Annotated in this window: 1 protein-coding gene; it reads right to left on the bottom strand. The window is 76.1% G+C overall.

Annotated features, from left to right (window positions below; all coding sequences use genetic code 11):
* Positions 1-15 precede the first annotated feature (15 nt).
* On the bottom strand, positions 16-22620 hold the full coding sequence (locus ACN27A_RS01165) for a type I polyketide synthase (protein WP_421449080.1): 22605 nt from the start codon (positions 22618-22620) through the stop codon (positions 16-18).
* Between the last annotated feature and the right edge of the window lie 27 nt (positions 22621-22647).

The following is a 22647-nucleotide window of genomic DNA, read 5'->3' as shown; positions in this document are numbered from 1 at the left end:
TACTGGGGACAACGGTCAGGAATCGGTTCCGTCAAGCGCCAGCCTGACGAGGGCGTCGGTGTCGAGGTCGTCGAGGTCCAGGTCCTCGTCGGTGGACTCGTCACCGTCGCCGCCGTCGGCGTCGGCGAGGTTGAGCAGCAGGTCCAGCAGCCCGGCCTCCCGCAGGCGGGTCAGCGGGATCGCCGCGAGCGCCTGCCGGACGGCCGCCTCCGCCGGGTCGCCGCCGTCCGCCTGTGCCCCCTCGGGCAGCAGGCCGTCGAGCAGGTTCTCGGCGAGCACGGCCGGGTTCGGGTAGTCGAAGACGAGGGTCGCGGGCAGCGACAGGCCGGTGGCCCCGGTCAGCCGGTTGCGCAGCTCGACCGCCGTCAGCGAGTCGAACCCGAGCTCCTTGAAGGCGCGCTGCGGCTTGACCCGGTCCGTGCCCGAGTGGCCGAGCACGGCGGAGGCGTGGGTGCGGACGAGGTCGACCAGGTGCCGGACCCGCTCGGGCCGGGGCAGCGTGAGCAGGTGCTCCCGCAGGGCGTCGACGGCCCCGCCGGGCTGCTGCTGCCCGGCCTGGGCGTGCAGCGCCTCGCGGGCCTCGGCGATGTCGTCGAGCAGCGGCCGGGGGCGGGCCAGGGCGTACGCCGGGGCGAAGACCGCCCAGTCGACGTCCACCACGGTCAGCGCCGCCCGGGGCAGGCCGACGGCGTACCGCATGGCGTGCACGGCGTCGGCCGGTGCCATGGCGGTCAGGCCGCGCCGGGCCAGCGCCTGCTGGGCCTCGCCGGTGGCCATGCCGCCGTCGGCCCACGGCCCCCAGGCCACGGAGGTCGCCGGCAGGCCCCGTCCGCGACGCTGCTCCGCGAGCGCGTCCAGGAAGGCGTTGCCGGCGGCGTACGCGGACTGCCCGCCGCTGCCCCACACCCCGGCGATGGAGGCGAAGAGCACGAAGGCGTCCAACGGCCGGTCGGCGAGCAGCGCGTCCAGGTGCACGGCGCCGGCGACCTTGCCGTCGAGCACGCCGGCGAACGCGGCCAGGTCGGTGTCGGCGATCAGGCCGGGCTCGCCGGCGCCCGCCGCGTGGACCACGGCCGTCAACGGCGCGGGGTCCTCGTCGAGCCGGGCCAGCAGTGCCGCCACCTGGTCGCGGTCGGCCACGTCGCAGGCCACGACCGACGCCCGTACGCCCTGCGCGGTCAGCTCGTCGCGCAGCTCCGTCGCCCCCGGGGCGCGCTCGCCCCGGCGGCTGGTCAGCACGACGTGCGCGGCGCCGTTGGCCGCCGCCCACCTGGCGACGTGGGCGCCCAGGGCGCCGGTGCCGCCGGTGACCAGCACCGTGCCGGACGGCCGCCACCGCTGGGCCGTGTCGGGGGCGGCGGGTGCCGCCCGGACCAGGCGGCGGACGAACACCCCGGAGGGGCGTACGGCCAACTGGTCCTCGTCGCCGGCGCCGGTCACCACCCGCGCCACCCGGTCCCACGCCGTCGCGTCGACCTGCTCGGGCAGGTCCACCAGCCCACCCCACAGCTGGGGGTGTTCCAGGCCCGCCACGAGCCCCAGGCCCCACAGCCCGCTCTGGGCGACGCCGTGCACCGCGTCCCCGTCGCCGGTGCTGACCGCGCCCTGGGTCAGGCACCACAGCCGGGTCGTCGCCCCGGCGTCGTGCAGGGCCTGGAGCAGCAGCAGCGTGGCGGCCGTCCCGACCGGTACGGCCGGGTGGGCGGGGTGCGGCTGGTCGCGGAGGCCGAGCAGGGACAGCACGCCGGTGACGGGCCCGTCGGCCAGCGCGTCGGCCAGCCGGCGGGCGAGTTCCGCCCGGTCGGTGCCGACCGGGTCGACGGTCAGCCGGACCACGTCGGCGCCGACCTCGGCGAGGGCCTTGGTGACCGCCTCCGCGCGGGTGCCGTCCGTCAGGTCGTCCTCCGCCGTCACGAGCAGCCACACGCCGGGCCGCGCCGGCTCGGCGGTGATGTCGGTCCGCTTCCACCCGACCCGGTACGACCACGCGTCCACGACCGCCCGCCGCGTACGCGCCCGGTGCCAGGTCGACAGGACCGGCAGGGCCGGGGTGAGGGCGTCCAGGGCGGCGCCGTCGTCGCCGAACTGCGTGGCGAGGGCGCTCAGGTCGCCCTGCTCGACGGCGGCCCAGAAGTCGGCGTCGACGCTGTCGGTCGTCCTCGTACGCGGCCGGTTCGCCGGCTCCGGCCAGTAGCGCTGGTGTTGGAAGGTGTACGTCGGCAGGTCGACCCGTCGCGGCCCGCTGTCGGTGAACCACTCCTGCCAGGTCACCGGCACGCCGTGCACGTGCAGTTCCGCCAGCGCGCCGAGCAGCGCCTGGGCCTGCGACCGGTCCCGACGCTGGGTGGCGACCGACAGGACGTCGTCGTCGTCCGGCAGGATGTCCGCCGCCATCGCGGTCAGCACGCTCTGCGGGCCGATCTCCAGGAACGTGTCGACCCCGGCGGCCCGCAGGGCGGTAATGCCGTCGGCGTAGCGGACGGCCTCGCGGACGTGGCGCACCCAGTAGTCGGCCGTGCGGATCTCGTCGGCGTCGGCGAGCGCCCCGGTCACGTTCGACACGACCGGCAGCACCGGCGCGGAGAACGTCAACCCATCGAGGACCGTCCGGAACTCGGCGAGCATCGGCTCCATCAGCGGGCTGTGGAAGGCGTGGCTGACCGCGAGCCGGCGCGTGCGTACGCCCCGGTCCCGCCAGTCGCGCTCGATCTCGTCGAGGGCCTCCACCGCGCCGGACACGACGATCGACGTCGGCCCGTTCACCGCCGCGACACCGACCTTGTCGGCCAGGCCGGCGATCGACTCCACCACCGCAGCCTCGTCGGCGGCCACGGCCAGCATCCCGCCGCCCGTGGGCAGCGCCTGCATCAACCGGCCCCGCGCGGCCACGAGGGCGCACGCGTCGGCCAGGGACAACACCCCTGCCACGTACGCCGCCGTCACCTCGCCGATCGAGTGGCCGGCCACCATGTCGGGCACGATGCCGAACGACTCCACCAGCCGGAACAGCGCCACCTCGACGGCGAAGAGCCCGGCCTGCGTGAAGACGGTCTGGTCCAGCAGCTCCGCCTCTTCCGTACCCGCCTCGGCGAACAGCACCTCCCGCAGCGCACCCGGCAGCAGGGGGTCGAGGTGTCCGCACACCTCGTCCAGGGCGGCCGCGAACACCGGGAACGCCTCGGCCAGCTCCCGGCCCATCCCGGCGCGCTGCGCGCCCTGGCCGGAGAACACCAGCGCCAGCTGGCCCCGGGGCCCACCCGGGCCCGCGAAGACCCCGCCGGAGGGCTCGCCCGCCGCCAACGCCGCCAGGCCCGCCAGCAGCTCGTCGCGGCCCGTCCCGGCCACCACCGCGCGGTGCTCCAGCACCGACCGGGACACCACGCTCGACCACGCCACGTCCAGCGGACGTACGCCGCCGTCGGCGGCCAGCCAGCTCGCCCAGCGACCCGCCTGCGCGGCCAGCGACGCGCCGTCGTGGGCCGACAGCAGCACCGGCACCAGCGGCGGTACGTTTCCGGCGACGATCTCGCCCTCGACCAGCTCGGCCGGCGGCTGCTCGATGATCACGTGCGCGTTCGTGCCGGAGATGCCGAACGACGACACCGCCGCCCGACGCGGCCGGTCCACCGCCGGCCACGGCGTCGCCTCGGTGGTGAGGGCGACCGCCCCGGCCGACCAGTCGACGTGCGGCGACGGCTCGTCCACGTGCAACGTCGACGGGACGACGCCGTGGCGCATCGCCATGACCATCTTGATCACACCAGCTACACCGGCGGCGGCCTGCGTGTGCCCGATGTTCGACTTCACCGACCCCAACAACAGCGGCCGATCCTGCGGACGCTCCTGCCCGTACGTCGCCAACAACGCCTGCGCCTCGATCGGGTCACCCAGCGTCGTGCCCGTACCGTGCGCCTCCACGGCGTCCACGTCCGCCGGAGACAGGCGCGCGTTCGCGAGCGCCTGCCGGATCACCCGCTGCTGCGACGGACCGTTCGGAGCCGTCAGCCCGTTCGACGCGCCGTCCTGGTTCACCGCCGAGCCCCGCACGACCGCGTAGATGCGCCGACCCTCCCGCTGGGCGTCGGAGAGACGCTGCACCAGCAGCACGCCGACGCCCTCGGACCAGCCCGTGCCGTCGGCCGACGCCGCGAACGACCTGCAGCGGCCGTCCTGCGACAACCCGCGCTGCCGCGAGAACTCGATGAACGTCCCCGGCGTCGCCATCACCGTCACACCACCGGCCAACGCCAGATCACACTCACCCGAGCGCAACGCCTGCACCGCCAGGTGCAGCGCCACCAGCGACGACGAGCACGCCGTGTCGACGCTGACCGCCGGGCCCTCCAGGCCGAACGTGTACGCCACGCGACCGGACAGCACGCTGCCCGAGTTGCCGGTGCCGACGTAGCCCTCGACCTCGCCGGCCAGCTCCATGAGCCGGTTCGCGTAGTCGTGGTACATGACGCCGGCGAAGACACCCGTGCGGCTGCCCCGCAGCCGCGACGGGTCCAGCCCGGCCGACTCGAACGTCTCCCACGACGCCTCCAGCAGCAACCGCTGCTGCGGGTCCATGGCGAGGGCCTCGCGCGGCGAGATGCCGAAGAACGCGGGGTCGAACGCGCCGGCGTCGTACAGGAAACCGCCGTGCCGGGTGTACGACGTCCCGGGGTGGTCCGGATCGGGGTGGAAGAGCGTGTCGAGGTCCCAGCCGCGGTCGGCCGGGAACTCGCCGACGCCCTCCCCGCCGGTGCTGACCAGCTTCCACAGCTGGTCGGGTGACTGGACGCCGCCGGGGTAGCGGCAGGCCATGCCCACGATCGCGATCGGCTCGTCGGCGTCGCCGCCGGCCGGCTCGTCGGAGGCGACGGCGGCGAGCCGTTCGCCGACCAGTTCCGCGTACACGTGGGCGGTCAGGGCCTGCGGGGTCGGGTAGTCGAACACCAGGGTCGAGGCCAGCCGCAGGCCGGTCGCGCCGTTGACCCGGTTGCGCAGCTCGACGGCGGTCAGCGAGTCGAAGCCCAGCTCGCGGAACGCCCGGTCCGCCGGCACCGCCTCGGCGCCGCCGTGCCCCAGCACCTGCGCGACGAGACCCCGCACCAGCTGGTCCACCTCGGTGAGGCCGTTCTCCTCGCTGAGCCTGGCGAGCCGGTCGGCCCAGCCGTCACCGCCCTTGCCCGCCTGGCGGCGGGTGTTCGCCGTGCCGATGAGGACCCGCAGCATCGGCGGCACCATCCCGCCGGCGGCCGCCGCGCGCAGCGCGGGCACGTCGATCACGGCCGGCACCAGCGCCGGCCGGCCGGCGCCCAGGGCGGCGTCGAACAGCTCCAGACCGGTCCGGGCGTTCATGCCCCGCAGGCCGGCGCGTGCCGACCGGGCCCGCTCGACGCCACCGATCGACGCGGCCATGCCGGCGGTGTCCCACATGCCCCACGCCAGGCTGACCGCGGGCAGGCCGGACTTGCGCCGCCACACCGCCAGCCCGTCGAGGAAGGCGTTGGCCGCCGCGTACGCCGACTGGCCCGGCGAGCCGAGCACCCCCGCCACCGACGAGAACACCACGAACACGTCCAGATCCGGCGCGAGGGACGCCGTCGCCTCGTGCAGGAACCAACCCGCCGACACCTTCGGCGCCAACACCCCGGCCAGCCGCTCCGCCGTCAGCCCCTCCACGACACCGTCGTCCAGGACACCGGCCGTGTGCACCACACCCGCCAGGCGACCCTCGGCGCCGATCTCGGCGACCAGGCCGAACACCTGGTCCCGGTCCGTCACGTCACACGCGACCACCCGCACCGACGCGCCCAGCGCGGACAACCGCTCCGACAACTCGCCCGCACCGGCGGCCTCCGGACCGCGCCGCGACACCAGCACCAGCGACCGCACGCCGTGCACCGACACCAGGTGCTCCGCGACCAGCGCACCGAGCGCACCCGTACCACCGGTCACCAGCACCACGCCGTCACCCACGGCCGGCGCCTGCGCCGACGCCGGGACCACGGCACGGACCAGACGCGGCACGAAGACCTCGCCGCCACGGACGGCCACCTGGCCGCCGGTCGGGTCCGCCGCGTAGCGGGTCAGGGTGCCCAGCACGCCGGGGTTCACGCCACGGTCCACGTCGGCCAGGACGATGCGGCCCGGGTGCTCGGACTGCGCCGAGCGCAGCAGACCCCACACCGCCGCGGCGGCCGGATCCGTCACCTGGTCCTCGTCGCCGACGGACACGGCGCGTCGGGTGGCCACCACCAGTTTCGAGTCCGCCAGGACGTCGGCGGCCAGCCACGCCTGCACGAGGCCCAGCACGTCCGCCGTCATGGCCCGGGCCCGCTGCGCCGCGTCGGCGTCGCCGGCGTCCGGCCCGGTCGGCGTGAACAGCAGCCGGCGCGGCGGGGTGGTGCCGGTGTCGATCGCGGCCAGCAGCTGCCTGATCGTCTCGGCGGAGGGGCCGCCAGGAACGCCCGGCAGGGCCGGCCCGCCCAGCACCGCCCAACCCGAGACGTCGTCGACCGGTTCGGTCTCCTCCGCCTGCCAGACCACCTCGAACATCGACCGGGACGCCACACCCGCCGTGGCCGTGCCAGCCAGCTCACGCAGGACGAGGGAGTCCACCGACACCACCGGCGCGCCCACCTCGTCGCACGCCACCAGCCGCACGCCGGCGGCGCTGCGGGACAACCGGACCCGCAGCACGCTGGCACCGGAGGCGTGCACCTGCACGCCCTCGAACGCGAACGGCACCCGTGGCCCGCCCGGCTCCTCGCCCAGCAGCAGGGCGACCGGGTGCAGGGCCGCGTCCAGCAGCGCCGGGTGCACCCCGAACCGGTCGATGCCCGCCACCGCGTCGTCCGGCAGGACCACCTCGGCGAACACCTCGCCGTCGCCCACCCACGCGCGTCGCAGACCCTGGAACACCGGCCCGTACGCCAGGCCGCGCGCGACGAGCGCCGGATACCAGCCCGCCAGGTCGACCTCGGTCGCGCCGACCGGCGGCCAGGTGCCCGTCCTCGGCTCGTCCGCCGTCGCCGGCTCCAGCACACCCTCGGCGTGCTGGAGCCAGCCCGCCTCGGGGTCGTCGTCGGGGCGCGAGTAGACGGCGACGGGACGCTGCGACGCCTCGCCCGCCGACACCCGGACCTGGATCCGCACGGCGCCCGCGTCGGGCAGCACCAGCGGCGTCAGCACCGCCAGGTCACGCAGCCGGGACACGCCCGCCTCGTCGCCCGCGCGCACGGCCAGTTCCACAAGCGCCGTGCCGGGGACCAGCGGCACGCCCGAGACCACGTGGTCGGCCAGCCAGGGGTGGGTGGCCAGCGACAGCCGGCCGGTCAGCACCACCTCGTCGTCGCCGGCGAGGTCGACCGCCGCGCCGAGCAGGCCGTGCCCCGCAACGCCAAGGCCCGCGCCGCTGACGTCGCCGGCCCGCAGCCGCCCCACCGCCGGCCAGAACCGCTGCCGCTGGAACGGGTACGTCGGCAGGTCCACCGGGCGGCTCGCGGCGCCCGGCAGGAGGTCGGTCCAGGTGACCGGCACGCCGTGCACGTGCAGCTCCGCCAGCGCGTTCATCAGCGACACCGGTTCCGGGCGGCCCGGGCGCAGGCTCGCCACGACGGCCGCCGGAAGGGTCTCGCCGTCGTCGGGCAGGCAGCCGCGCACCATGCCGGCGAGCACCGCGTCGGGGCCCAGTTCGAGGAAGACCCGGACGTTGCGCGTACGCAGGCTGGCGACCCCGTCGGCGAACCGGACGGTCTCGCGCACGTGCCGGACCCAGTAGTCGGGGGTGCCGATCTCGTCGGGGTCGGCGATCTCGCCCGTCAGGTTCGACACGATCGGCAGGGTCGGCCAGCCGAACGTCAGGGTGTCGAGCACCTGCCGGAACTCGCGCAGCATCGGCTCCATCAGCGGGCTGTGGAAGGCGTGGCTGACGTTCAGCCGGCGGGTGCGTACGCCCCGGTCCTGCCAGGTCCGCTCCACCTCGTCGAGGGCCCCGACCTCGCCGGAGACCACCACGGCGGTCGGGGCGTTCACCGCCGCGACGCCGAGCCGGTCGGTGAGCCCGGCCAGCGACTCCACGACGGCCTGCTCGTCGGTGCCGACCGCGAGCATCCCGCCGCCGGCCGGCAGGGCCTGCATGAGCCGGCCGCGGGCCCCCACCAGCGCGCAGGCGTCGGCGAGGCTGAACAGCCCGGCGACGTGGGCGGCGGCCACCTCGCCGATCGAGTGCCCGGCCACCAGGTCCGCCCGGACGCCGAACGACTCGACCAGCCGGAACAGGGCCACCTCGACGGCGAACAGCCCGGCCTGGGTGAAGACGGTCTGGTCCAGCAGCTCCGCCTCCGGCGTGCCCGCCTCGGCGAACAGCACCTCGCGCAGCGGACGGGGCAGGTGCTGGTCCAGGTGCCCGCACACCTCGTCGAGGGCGGCGGCGAAGGCCGGGTGGGCGTCGTACAGCTCGCGCCCCATGCCGGGACGCTGGGCGCCCTGGCCGGAGAAGAGGATCGCGGTGCGTCCGCCACGGGCCACGCCGTGGACGACGGCGGCCGAGGGCTGGTCGTCGGCCACCGCGTCGAGGGCGGTGAGCAGGTCCCCGCGCTCCCGGGCCAGCAGCACCACGCGGTGTTCGAAGGCCGTGCGGCGGGTGGCGAGCGCGTGGGCGACGTCGGCGAGCGTCAGGTCCGGTTCGTCGTCCAGCAGGCCCCGCAGCCGGCGTGCCTGCTCGCGCAGGGCGGCGTCGTCGCGGGCCGAGAGGACGCACGCCACGAGGTCGACGGGGGACGTCGCGGGCGGCCCGGCGGGCGGCGCGACGAACTCCGGCGCCTGCTCGATGATCGTGTGCGCGTTGGTGCCGCTGATGCCGAACGACGACACCGCGGCCCGGCGCGGCCGGTCGACGGCCGGCCACGACCGGGCGCCGGTGAGCAGGGCCACCGAGCCGGCGGTCCAGTCGATGTGCGGCGACGGCTCGTCCGCGTGCAGGGTCGGCGGCAGCACCCCGTGCCGCATCGCCAGCACCATCTTGATCACCCCGGCGACGCCCGCCGCCGCCTGGGCGTGACCGATGTTCGACTTGATCGAACCGAGCCACAGCGGCCGGTCCCGCGGCCGGTCCTGCCCGTACGTGGCCAGGAGGGCCTGCGCCTCGATCGGGTCGCCCAGCGCGGTGCCCGTGCCGTGCGCCTCGACGGCGTCGACGTCGCCCGGGGTCAGCCGGGCGTTCGCGAGCGCCTGCCGGATGACCCGCTGCTGCGCGGGACCGTTCGGCGCGGTCAGGCCGCTGCTGGCCCCGTCCTGGTTCACCGCGCTGCCCCGCACGACGGCGAGGACGCGGTGGCCGTTGCGCTGCGCGTCGGAGAGGCGCTCCAGCAGGAGCATCCCGACGCCCTCGGCGAAGCCGGTGCCGTCGGCGCCCGCGCCGAAGGCCTTGCACCGACCGTCGGGCGACAGGCCGCGCTGCCGGGAGAACTCGGTGAGCATGCCGGGGGTGGACATCACGCTCACCCCGCCGGCGAGCGCGAGCCGGCACTCGTCCTGCCGCAGCGCCTGGGTGGCCAGGTGCAGCGCGACAAGCGACGACGAGCAGGCGGTGTCGACGGTGACCGCGGGACCTTCGAGGCCGAACAGGTACGAGATGCGTCCCGAGGCGACGCTTCCCGCGCTGCCGTTGCCGACGTAGCCGTCCACCTCGTCGGTCGTTCCGGCGGCCTGGGAGGCGTAGTCGTGGTAGATCAGCCCGACGTAGACGCCGGTGCTGCTGCCCCGCGCCGAGTGCGGGTCGATCCCCGCCCGTTCGAAGGCCTCCCAGGACGTCTCCAGCAGCAACCGCTGCTGCGGGTCCATGGCCAGCGCCTCCCGGGGCGAGATCCCGAAGAAGGCGGCGTCGAACTGGGCGGCGTCGTGCAGGAAGCCGCCCTGGCGGGGCACGGACGTGTCGTCCCCGCCGCTGGCCCTCAGGTCGTCCAGGTCCCAGCCCCGGTCGGTGGGGAACGGCGAGATGACGTCGGCGCCGGCGGTGACCACCTGCCAGAGCTGCTCGGGGGTCTGCACCTCTCCGGGGAAGCGGCAGGCCATGCCGATGATGGCGATCGGCTCGTCGAGCGCGGCGGCCGTACCGACCGCGGCCGGGCGGGCGGCGTCCGAACCGCCGCCCAGTTCCCGGTCGAGGAAGTCGGCGAGCACCGCGGGGGCCGGGTGGTCGAACGCCACGGTCGCGGGCAGCCGCAGCCCGGTCGCGGCGGAGAGCCGGTTGCGCAGCTCGACGGAGGTGAGCGAGTCGAAGCCCAACTCCTTGAAGGCGCGGTGGGGGTCGACGTTCTCCGCGGAGCGGTGCCCGAGCACGCTGGCGACGTTCGTGGCCACCAGGTCGAGCAGGTGGTTGCGCCGCTCGGCCGGGCTGAGCATCGCCAGGCGGTCCCGCACCGACGCGGTGTCGGCCGTGCCCCGACCCACCGCGCGGCGGGCCGGAGCGGAGGTGCGGACCAGGTCACGCAGCAGGCTGGGCACGGTGCCGCCGGCCGGGCGCGCGGTCGCCGGCGGCAGGTTCATGAGTACGAGGTGGGCGCTGCCGCGCTGCCGCGCCGCCTCGAAGAGCGCGACGCCCTGCTGGTCGGTCAGCGGGGCGCTGGTGGCGCGGATCGCCTTGCGGTGGTCGTTGCCGTGCAGGTGCGCGGTCATCGCGCTGCTGGTGGCCCACAGTCCCCAGGCGAGGCTGGTGGCGGGCAGGCCCTGCTGGCGGCGGTGCTGGGCGAGGGCGTCGAGGAACGCGTTCGCCGCCGCGTAGTTGCCCTGCCCCGGGGAACCGAGGGTGGCCGCCACCGAGGAGAACAGCACGAACGCCGACAGGTCCAGGTGCGCGGTCGCCTCGTGCAGCGCCCACCCGGCGTCCACCTTCGGCGCCAGCACCGTACGCAGGGCGGACTCGTCCAACGAACCGATGGTCGCGTCGGCGATCACGCCGGCGGTGTGCACCACCGCCGTCAGCGGGTGCGCCGGGTCCACCAGTTCCAGCAGGCGCGTCACCTGCCGGGGGTCGGTCACGTCGGCGGTGCCGACGGTGACCCGGGCACCGGCCCGGGTGAGCTCCTCGATGAGGTCCTGGTACTGCTCGGGGCCGCGGCGCGAGGCCAGCAGCAGGTGCCGCGCCTGACCGGTGGCGACGAGGTGCCGGGCGAACACCCGGGCGAGGGCGCCTCCCGCGCCGGTGAGCAGCACGGTGCCGTCGGGGTCGGCGGGCGCGGGCACCCGCAGGACGACCTTGCCGATGTGGCGGGCCTGGCTGATGTGCCGCAGCGCCTGCCGGGCCTGGCGCACGTCCCAGGCCCGTACGGGCAGCGGGCGCAGCGCATCCTGCGCGAAGAGGTCGAGGATCTCGGTCAGCATCTCGCCGATCCGCGGGTGTCCGGCCTCGTTGAGGTCGAACGCGCGGTAGCTGACGCCGGGGTGGTCGGCGGCGACCGTCTCCGGGTCGCGTACGTCGGCCTTGCCCATCTCCACGAACCGGCCACCGCGCGGCAGCAGCCGCAACGACGCGTCGACGAACTCACCGGCCAACGCGTCGAGCACCACGTCCACCCCGGCACCGCCCGTGGCCGCGCCGAAGACCTGCTCGAACTCCGTGGTCCGCGACGACGCGATCCGCTCCCCGGCCACCCCGAGGCCCCGCAGCACGCCCCACTTGCCGGGGCTGGCGGTGGCGTAGACCGTCGCGCCCCAGTGCCGGGCGAGCTGGATGGCCGCCATGCCGACGCCACCGGCGCCGTTGTGGATCAGCACCGACTCGCCGGACCGCAGCCCGGCCAGGTCGCGCAGCGCGTAGTACGCGGTCAGGAACACCACCGGCACCGACGCGGCCTGCGTGAAGGACCAGCCGGCGGGGATCTTCGCGACGAGGTCGCGGGCGGCGACCACCTCGGGGGCGAAGGCCGGCTCGAACATGCCGAGCACCCGGTCGCCGGGCGCCAGGTCGGTCACGCCGGGGCCGACCTCGACCACGACACCCGCACCCTCGCTGCCCATCACGGCCGCCGGATCCGGATACATGCCCAGGCCGATCAGCACGTCCCGGAAGTTCACGCCGGCCGCGCGCACGGCGACGCGCACCTGACCCGCGTCCAGGGCGACGGACGTGGCGGGCACCATGCCGATCCCGTCGAGGGTGCCGGGGCTGACCGCGCCGACCTGCCACAGCCCGGCCGGCGCGACGAGTTCCTCGGCGGCCGGGCCCGTGGGCCGGCCCAGGCGCGGGGTGCGCACCTCGTCGCCGCGTACGGCCACCTGGCCGCCGGTGGCCGACGGGTCCTCGGCCACCGCGGCCAGCACCGCGAGGGTCGCCGGGGTGAGCGCGCCGTCGACGTCGGCGAGGACGATCCGGCCCGGGTGCTCCGACTGCGCCGAGCGCAGCAGGCCCCAGACCGTCGCGCCGGCCAGGTCCCGCAGCGCGTCGGCCGGTGCGGCGAGCACCGCGCCGCGGGTCAGGACCACCAGCTTCGTGTCGGCCAGGGCCTCGGCGGCCAGCCAGGAGCGCAGCACGTCCAGCACCTGGGCGGTGACCGTGCCCACCAGGTCGGGCAGTCCGGCGTCCGGCGTGTCCGCCCGGACCGGGAGCAGCAGCGCGCGGGGCGCCTCGACCGCGCCGCCGGAGATCGCCGTGACCAGGTCGCCGACGGTCGGGAACGCCGGCGTGGACAGCTCCGCCGGCACCTCGGTGTCGCCGAGCAGCATCCAGCCGGTGACGTCGCGCGCCGGCGTGACCCGCTCGGTCTGCCACGTCACCTCGAACAGCGCCCGCTCGGCGGGGTCCTGACCCGTGGACGCGGTCATCTCCCGCAACGCGAGCGCGTCCACCGACACCACGGGCGCGCCCGATTCGTCGCCGGCCACCAGCCGCACCCGGGAACCCGTCCGGGTCAGCCGCACCCGCAGCACCCGGGCCCCGGAGGCGTGCACCTGCACGCCCTCGAAGGCGAAGGGCACCCGCGGCCCGCCGGAGCGGTCCGCCAGCAGCAGCCCCACGGGGTGCAGCGCGGCGTCCAGGAGCGCCGGGTGCACGGCGAACCGGTCGGTGTCGGCGGTCGCCTCGTCCGGCAACGCCACCTCGGCGTACGCGTGGTCGCCGGCGGCCCACAGCCGGCGCAGCCCCTGGAACGACGGGCCGTAGGTCAGGCCCCGCTCCGCCAGCGCCGGATACCAGCCGGCGAGGTCCACCTCGGGCACCCCGGCGGGCGGCCAGGCGCCCACCTCCGGCTCGTCGGCGGCGGGCTCCAGCACACCGTCGGCGTGCCGCGTCCAGTCGGCCTCCGGGTCGCCGTCGGGCTGCGAGTGGACCGCCACCGACCGGACGCCGGAGCTGTCGGCCGCGCCGACGCGCACCTGCACGCGGACGGCACCGGCGGCGGGCAGCACCAGCGGCGCCGCCACCGTCAACTCGCGTACCCGCGACGCGCCCATCTCGTCGCCGGCGCGCACCACCAGCTCCACCAGCGCGGTGCCCGGCGCCAGCACCGCACCGCCGACCACGTGGTCGGCCAGCCACGGGTGCGTCGACACCGACAGCCGGCCGGTCAGCACGACCTCGTCGTCACCGGCGAGGCGCACCGCCGCGCCGAGCAGCGGATGTCCCGCCGCCCCGAGGCCCGCGCCCGACACGTCGCCGCCCGTGGAGTGGTCGACCGCCGGCCAGAACCGCTCCCGCTGGAAGGCGTACGTCGGCAGGTCGACGCCGGTGGCGCCGGAGCCGGCGAACACCGCCGCCCAGTCGACGGGCACCCCGGCGACGTGCAGGTCGCCGAGGCCGGTCAGCAGCTGGTGCGGCCCGTTCTCGTCGCGGCGCAGCGAACCGACCACGACGCCCGCGTCGACCGCGCCGGTGGCCTTCTCCAGCGCGTCCTGCACCACCACCTTCAGCACGGGGTGCGGGCTGACCTCGACGAAGACCCGGAAGCCCTGGTCGATCAGCTGGTCCAGCACCGGCGCGAGGCGGACCGGTTCCCGCAGGTTGCGGTACCAGTAGCCCGCGTCGAGCTCGGCGGTGTCGATGGGCTCGCCGGTGACCGTGGAGTGGAAGGCCACCCCGGTCGAGCGGGAGTCGACCGTGCCGAGCGCGGCCACCAGGTCGTCGCGTACGGCGTCGACGTGGTCGCAGTGTGAGGCGTAGTCGACGGCGATCGCGCGGGCCCGGATGTCCCGCTCGGCGCAGTGCGCGAGCAGTTCGGCGACCGACGCCGCGTCACCGGAGACCACGGTCGCGGCGGCGCCGTTGAGGGCGGCCACGGAGAGGGTGCCGCGCCACTGCGCGATGAGCTGCTCGGTGTCGGCGGCCGGCAGCGGGACGGAGACCATGCCGCCCCGGCCCGAGATGGCCAGCAGGCCACGGCTGCGCGCCACGACGAGCCGTACCGCGTCGGCGAGGGTCAGCGCGCCGGCCGCGCAGGCCGCGGCGATCTCACCCTGGGAGTGCCCGACGACGGCGGCCGGCACGACGCCGCACGAGCGCCAGAGCTGGGCGAGGGACACCATGACGGAGAAGAGCACCGGCTGGACCACGTCCACCCGGTCCAGGGGCGGGGCGCCGGGCGCCTCGCGGAGCACGTCGGTGAGGGACCAGTCCACCAGCCGGGACAGCTCCTCGGCGCACTCCCCCATCCGCTGCCGGAAGACCGGCGAGGTCTCCAGCAGGTCGAGGGCCATTCCCTTCCACTGGGAGCCCTGACCGGGGAAGACGAAGACGACCTTCGACGCCGTGTCCGCGCCGGCCGGCGTGCCGTCGGCGGAGGCGAGGGCGGCCAGTCGGGCGGCCGCGTCGTCCCGGTCGGCGGCCACGACGACCGCCCGGTACGGGTGGTGGGCCCGCTGGGCGGCCAGGGAGAACCCGAGGTGCCGCAGGTCCGTCTCGGCGTCGCCGGCCAGCCGTTCGCCGATCCGGGCAGCCTGCGCCCCGAGCGCGCGGGGGCTGCGGCCGGAGACCAGCAGGGGTACGGCGGCGGGGCCGACCAGGCCGGGGAGGTCCCCCGCCGGCGGGGTCGTCGCCGGGGCCGGCTCGTCGGGCGCCTGCTCGATGATGGTGTGCGCGTTGGTGCCGCTGATGCCGAACGACGACACGGCGGCCCGGCGCGGGCGCTGCACCGCCGGCCACGGCCGGGCCTCGGTGAGCAGGGCGACCGCCCCGGCGCTCCAGTCGACGTGGGGCGACGGCTCGTCCACGTGCAGGGTGGGCGGCAGCACGCCGTGCCGCATCGCCAGCACCATCTTGATCACGCCGGCCACCCCGGCCGCGGCCTGGGAGTGGCCGATGTTCGACTTGATCGAGCCGAGCCAGAGCGGCTCGGCGTCGGCGCGGTCCTGCCCGTAGGTGGCCAGCACCGCCTGCGCCTCGATGGGGTCGCCGAGGACGGTGCCGGTGCCGTGCGCCTCGACGGCGTCCACGTCGGCCGGGTTGAGCCGCGCGTTCTCCAGGGCCTGCCGGATCACCCGCTGCTGTGACGGGCCGTTCGGGGCGGTCAGCCCGTTGGACGCGCCGTCCTGGTTGATCGCGGAGCCGCGCAGTACGGCGAGCACCCGGTGCCCGTTGCGCCGGGCGTCGGAGAGGCGCTCCACGAGCAGCATGCCCACGCCCTCGGACCAGCCGGTGCCGTCGGCGCCGGCGGCGAACGCCTTGCACCGCCCGTCCGGGGCGAGGCCGCCCTGCCGGGAGAACTCGGAGAACATGCCGGGCTGCGCCATCAGCGCCACCCCGCCGGCCAGGGCCATGTCGCATTCGCCGCCGCGCAGCGCCTGGGCGGCGAGGTGCAGCGCCACCAGCGACGAGGAGCAGGCGGTGTCGACGGTGACCGCCGGGCCTTCGAGGCCGAACATGTAGGCGACCCGCCCGGAGGCGACGCTGCCCGCCGTCCCGGTGAGCAGGTGTCCCTCGAGGCCGTCCAGGTCGTCGCGGCCGCTGGTGGCGTAGCCGGAGGAGGCGGCGCCGATGAAGACACCGGTGGCGGTGCCGCCGAGGGCGGTGGGGTCGATGCGGGCGTACTCGAAGCTCTCCCAGGCGGTCTCCAGCAGCAGCCGCTGCTGCGGGTCCATGGCGAGGGCCTCGCGGGGGCTGATGTTGAAGAAGCCGGCGTCGAAGTCGGCCGCGTCGTAGAGGAAGCCGCCCTGGTCGGTGACGGTGCCGCCGGCCTGGTCGCCGTCGGTGCCGTACAGCCGGTCGAGGTCCCAGCCGCGGTCGGTGGGGAAGCCGCCGATGGCGTCGGACCCGGAGGTGACGAGCTGCCACAGCTGCTCGGGGGTGGCGACGCCGCCCGGGTAGCGGCAGGCCATGCCGATGATGGCGATGGGCTCGTCGGCGTCGGCGGTGACGACCGTACGGACGGTGGTGCCGGCGCCGGTGGCCCGGCCGAGCTGCGCGAACAGGTGCTCGGCGAGCCGGGCCGGGGTGGGGTGGTCGAAGGCCAGCGTGGCGGTCAGCAGCAGCCCGGTGGCGGCGCCCAGCCGGTTGCGCAGCTCCACTGAGGTCAGCGAGTCGAAGCCCAGGTCCTTGAAGGCGCGGGCGGCGGGGACAGCCTGCGCCGAGGAGTGCCCCAGCACCGTGGCGGCCTGGCCGCAGACGAGGTCGACGAGCGCCTGGCGGGCGTCCGCCTCGGACAGGCCGTCGAGCCGCTCCCGCCAGGACGCCCCGGTGCCCGGCCGGTCGGTGGCGGTGCGGCGTCGGCCGCCGCCGCGCAGCAGGTGCCGCATCAGCGGCGGTACGCCGCTCGCCTCGCCGGTGACGTGCAGGCGGGCCGCGACGACGACCGGCTGCACCGCAGGCAGGGCGGCGTCGAAGAGTTCGGCGCCCTCGGCCGGGGAGAGCCGGCTCATCCCGACCCGCCGCAGCCGCTGCTGGTCGTCGCCGTCGAGGTGCGCGGTCATCGCGCTGTCGGTGGCCCACATGCCCCAGGCGAGGCTGGTGGCGGGCAGCCCCTGCTGGCGGCGGTGCTGCGCGAGGGCGTCGAGGAACGCGTTCGCCGCCGCGTAGTTGCCCTGCCCCGGCGAGCCGAGGGTGGCCGCCACCGAGGAGAACAGCACGAACGCCGACAGGTCCAGGTGCGCGGTCGCCTCGTGCAACGCCCAGCCGGCGTCCACCTTCGGCGCCAGCACCGTACGCAGGGCGGACTCGTCCAACGAACCGATGGTCGCGTCGGCGATCACGCCGGCGGTGTGCACCACCGCCGTCAGCGGGTGCGCCGGGTCGATTCCGGCGATCAGCTCGGTGACCTGCGCGGGGTCGCTGACGTCGACGGCCACGGCGGTGACGTCGGCGCCCGCGTCGGTCAGTTCCCGGACCAGGGTGGCGTACGCGTCGTCCCGGCCGGGTGCGCGGCGGGAGGCCAGCAGCAGGCGGCGGGCCTGGCCGGTGGCGACGAGGTGCCGCGCGAGTACGCCGGCCAGGGTCCCGGCCGCGCCGGTGAGCAGCACGGTGCCGTCGGGGTCGGCGGGCGCGGGGATGCGCAGCACCACCTTGCCGACGTGGCGGGCCTGGCTGACGTGCCGCAGCGCCTGCCGGGCCTGACGCACGTCCCACGCCCGTACGGGCAGCGGACGCAGCGCGCCCCGCGCGAACAGGTCGAGGATCTCGGTGAGCATCTCGCCGATGCGGGTGCTGCCCGCCTCGTTGAGGTCGAACGCGCGGTACGTCACGCCCGGGTGGTCGGCGGCGACCGTCTCCGGGTCGCGCACGTCGGCCTTGCCCATCTCCACGAACCGGCCGCCGCGCGGCAGCAGCCGCAACGACGCGTCGACGAACTCACCGGCCAACGCGTCGAGCACCACGTCCACCCCGGCACCACCGGTGGCCGCGCCGAAGACCTGCTCGAACTCCGTGGTCCGCGACGACGCGATCCGCTCCCCCGCCACCCCGAGGCCGCGGAGCACGCCCCACTTGCCGGGGCTGGCCGTGGCGTGGACGGTGGCGCCGAGGTGGTGGGCGAGCTGGATGGCGGCCATGCCGACGCCACCGGCGCCGTTGTGGATCAGCACCGACTCGCCGGCCCGCAGCCCGGCCAGGTCGCGCAGCGCGTAGTACGCGGTCAGGAAGACCAGGGGGACGGACGCCGCCTGGGTGAAGGACCAGCCGGCGGGCATCCTGGCGATGCGCTGGCGGTGGGCGACCGCCTGCGGGCTGAACCCGAGCTCGAACATGCCCATCACCCGGTCGCCGGGCGCCAGGTCGGTCACGCCGGGGCCGACCTCGACCACCACACCCGCACCCTCGCTGCCCATCACGGCCGCCGGATCCGGATACATGCCCAGGCCGATCAGCACGTCCCGGAAGTTCACGCCGGCCGCGCGCACCGCGACGCGCACCTGACCCGCCTCCAGAGCGACGGGCGTGGCCGGAACCGGCCCGATCCCGTCCAGGGTGCCGGGAGTGACGGGGGCGAGGTGCCACGGCCCGGACGGCGGGGTCAGCTCGTCGCCCACCGGCCGCGCCAGCCTCGGCACGAGGGTGCGCTCGCCGCGCACCGCGAGCTGGCCGCCGGAGACCGACGGGTCGACGGCGGCCCCGGCCAGCACGGCGAGGGTCGCGGGGGTCAACTCGCCCTCGACGTCGGCGAGGACGATCCGCCCCGGGTGCTCGGACTGCGCCGAGCGCAGCAGGCCCCAGACGGCGGCGGCGGCCAGGTCGGTGACCTGGTCGTCGTCCCCGGCGGCCACCGCGCCCCGGGTCACCACCACGAGCCTCGTGTCGGCCAGCGGCTCGGCGGCGAGCCAGGACCGCAGCGCGTCCAGCACACCGCCGGTGACCGTCCGCACGGCCTCCGGCACGGCGACACCGGGTTCGCCGGCGGGCACCGTCAGCAGCACCTGCCGGGCCGTGGTCCCGCCCGCCGCCAGGGCCGCCACGTCCGCGAAGACCGGCACCTGCGGCAGCGCGTCCGATGCCGGCCGGCCCAGCGCCGCCCACCCCGGAAGGTCGTCGACGCCGTCGATCTGCTCGGCCTGCCAGGCCACCTCGTACAGCGACCGGGCGGCGCCGCTCCGGGTGGCCGTCGCGGTCATCTCCCGCAGCACCAGGGAGTCCACCGACACCACCGGCGCGCCCGAGCCGTCGCAGGCGACCAGCCGCACCCCGGAGCCGTCCCGGGTCAGCCGCACCCGCAGCGTCCTGGCGCCCGAGGCATGCACCTGCACGCCCTCGAACGCGAACGGCACGCGGGGCCCGCCGCCCGCCGGCTCCGCCGCCAGCAGCAAGGCCACCGGGTGCAGGGCGGCGTCCAGCAGCGCCGGGTGCACCCCGAACGCGGCCGCGTCGCTGGCCGCGTCGTCCGGCAGCGCCACCTCGGCGTACGCCGCACCGTCGGCCGTCCAGGCCCGACGCACGCCCTGGAACACCGGCCCGTACGACAGGCCGTGCTCCGCCAGCGCCGGATACCACCCGGTCAGGTCCACTTCGGTCGCGCCCGCCGGCGGCCACGCGCCGACGCCCGGCTCGTCGGCCGACACCGGTTCGAGCGCACCGTCGGCGTGCCGCGTCCACTCGGAGTCGTCGTCCTCGGGCTGGGAGTACACGGAGACCGACCGGGCGGCGGAGTCGTCGGCCGCGCCGACGCGCACCTGCACGCGTACCGCGCCGGACTCCGGCAGCACCAGCGGCGCCGCCACGGTCAGCTCCCGTACGCGCGACGTGCCCACCTCGTCGCCGGCGCGCACCGCCAGCTCGACCAGCGCGGTGCCCGGCACCACCACGGCACCGCCGACCACGTGGTCGGCCAGCCACGGGTGCGTCGACACCGACAGCCGGCCGGTCAGCACGACCTCGTCGTCACCGGCGAGGCGCACCGCGGCGCCGAGCAGCGGGTGCCCCGCCACGCCCAGGCCGGCACCCGACACGTCGCCGACGCGCCACGGCACCACCTCGGGCCAGAACCGCTCCCGCTGGAAGGCGTACGTGGGCAGCTCCACCCGCCGCGCCCCGGTGTCGGCGAACCACTCCTGCCAGGAGACCGGCACGCCGTGCACGTGCAGCTCGGCCAGCGCCGCCAGCAGCGCCTGCGCCTGCGGCCGGTCCCGGCGCTGGACGGCGACGGTCAGCACGTCGTCGTCGGGCAGGGCGTCCGCCGTCATCGCGGTCAGCACGCTCTGCGGGCCGACCTCCAGGAACGTGTCGACCCCCGCGGCCCGCAGGGCCGCGATCCCGTCGGCGTAGCGCACCGCCTCACGCACGTGCCGCACCCAGTAGTCGGCGGTGCGGATCTCGTCGGCGTCGGCGAGCGCCCCGGTCAGGTTCGACACGATCGGCAGCGCGGGGGCGGCGAAGTCCAGCCGCGCGACGATGCCGCGGAAGCGCTCCAGCACCGGCTCCATCAGCGGGCTGTGGAACGCGTGGCTGACGGTCAACCGGCGGGTACGCACACCCCGGTCCCGCCAGGCCCGCTCCACCTCGTCGAGCGCGTCGACGGCACCGGAGACCACGACCGAGGTCGGGCCGTTCACCGCCGCGACGCCGACCCGGTCGGTCAGCCCGGCGATCGACTCGACCACCGCCGCCTCGTCGGCGGCCACGGCGAGCATGCCGCCGCCGTCGGGCAGCGCCTGCATCAACCGGCCCCGCGCCGCCACCAGCAGGCAGGCGTCCTGGAGGGACAGCACCCCGGCCACGTGCGCGGCGGCGATCTCGCCGATCGAGTGGCCGCCCACGAAGTCCGGCACCACGCCGAACGACTCCACCAGGCGGAACAGCGCCACCTCGACCGCGAACAGCCCGGCCTGGGTGAACGCGGTCTGGTCCAGCAGCTCCGCCTCGGCGGAACCCTCGGGCGCGAACAGCACCTCCTTCAGCGGGCGCGGCAGCACCCGGTCCAGGTGCCCGCACGCCTCGTCGAGGGCGGCGGCGAAGACCGGGAACTCGGCGTACAGCTCCCGGCCCATGCCGGCGCGCTGCGCGCCCTGGCCGGAGAAGAGCACCGCCAGCGGACCCCGGTCCCCGGCCTGGCCCGTGACCACCGTGCCCGACGGCGCTCCCGCCGCCAGGGACTCCAGGCCCGCCAGCAGGCCCGCGCGGTCCTCGGCGAGCACCACCGCACGCCGGTCGAGCGTCGAGCGGGACATCACCGACGACCAGGCCACGTCGAGCGGGCGCGGCTCCTCCTCGTCGCCCAGCCAACGGGCCAGCCGGTCGGCCTGCGCGGACAGCGCGGCGGGCTGCGCGGCGGAGAGCAGCACCGGCGCGACGACGGGACGGCGCGACGGCGCGGCCTCGTCGGCAGCCGGGTCGGGGGCCGGGGCCTGCTCCAGGATCAGGTGGGCGTTCGTGCCGCTCATGCCGAAGGACGACACGGCGGCCCGGCGGACGTGGTCGCCGCCCGTCCACGGGCGCGCCTCGTCCAGCAGGGACACGGCCCCCGTCGACCAGTCGACGTGCGGGGACGGCCGGTCCACGTGCAGGGTGGGCGGCAGCACGCCGTGCCGCATCGCCATCACCATCTTGATGACGCCGCCGGCGCCGGCCGCGGCCTGCGGGTGACCGATGTTCGACTTCAGCGACCCCAGCCACAGCGGCCGGTCGGCGGAGCGTCCCTGCCCGTACGTGGCGAGCAGCGCCTGCGCCTCGATCGGGTCGCCCAGCCGGGTGCCCGTGCCGTGCGCCTCGACCACGTCCACGTCGGACGGGCTGAGCCGGGCGTTCTCCAGCGCCTGCCGGATGACCCGCTGCTGCGAGGGGCCGTTGGGGGCGGTCAGGCCGCTGCTGGCGCCGTCCTGGTTCACGGCGCTGCCCCGGATCACCGCCAGGACGGGGTGACCGTTGCGTCGGGCATCGGAGAGCTTCTCGACGAGCAGCATGGCGACGCCCTCGGACCAGCCGGTCCCGTCGGCGTCGGCGGAGAAGGCCTTGCACCGGCCGTCGGAGGCGAGCCCCCGCTGGCGGGAGAACTCGACGAAGGCGCCGGGCGTGGCGAGCACGGTGACGCCGCCGGCCACGGCGAGGGAGCACTCGCCGTCGCGCAGAGCCTGACCGGCGAGGTGCAGGGCGACCAGCGACGAGGAGCAGGCGGTGTCGATGGTGACGGCCGGGCCCTCCAGCCCGAAGGAGTACGCCAGCCGGCCGGACATGACGCTGGCGGCCGTGCCGGTGAGGACGTAGCCCTCCGTGCCCTCGGGCAGTTGCCGCAGCACGGACGTGTAGTCCTGCCCGGCGGTGCCGACGAACACCCCGGTACGGCTGCCCCGCACCGACGCGACGTCGATGCCGGCCCGCTCGAAGACCTCCCAGGTCACCTCGAGCAGGAGCCGCTGCTGCGGGTCCATGGCCAGCGCCTCGCGCGGCGAGATGCCGAACAGGGTCGGATCGAACAGGCCGGCGTCGCGCAGGAAGCCGCCCCGGTTGCTGTAGGTGGTGCCGGGGTGGTCCGGATCGGGGTCGTAGAGCCCGTCGAGGTCCCAGCCCCGGTCGTCGGGGAAGGTGCCGGTGGCGTCCACCCCGCCCGCGACCAGCTCCCAGAGGTCCTCCGGCGAGGCGACCCCGCCGGGGAACCGGCAGGCCATCCCGACGATCGCGATCGGCTCGGCGTCCTCGTTCTCCAGCTCGGTCAGGCGCTGGCGCGCCAGGCGGAGCTCGGAGGTCACCCACTTCAGGTGTTCGAGGAGCTTGTCTTCGTCCGCCATGACCCACCCGCCCAGAGCTTGCTATCG

The organism is Micromonospora sp. WMMD737, from assembly GCF_049179055.1.
GTDB classification, from domain to species: Bacteria; Actinomycetota; Actinomycetes; order Mycobacteriales; family Micromonosporaceae; genus Micromonospora; species Micromonospora reichwaldensis.
This window is presented reverse-complemented; position numbering and strand designations above follow the sequence as displayed.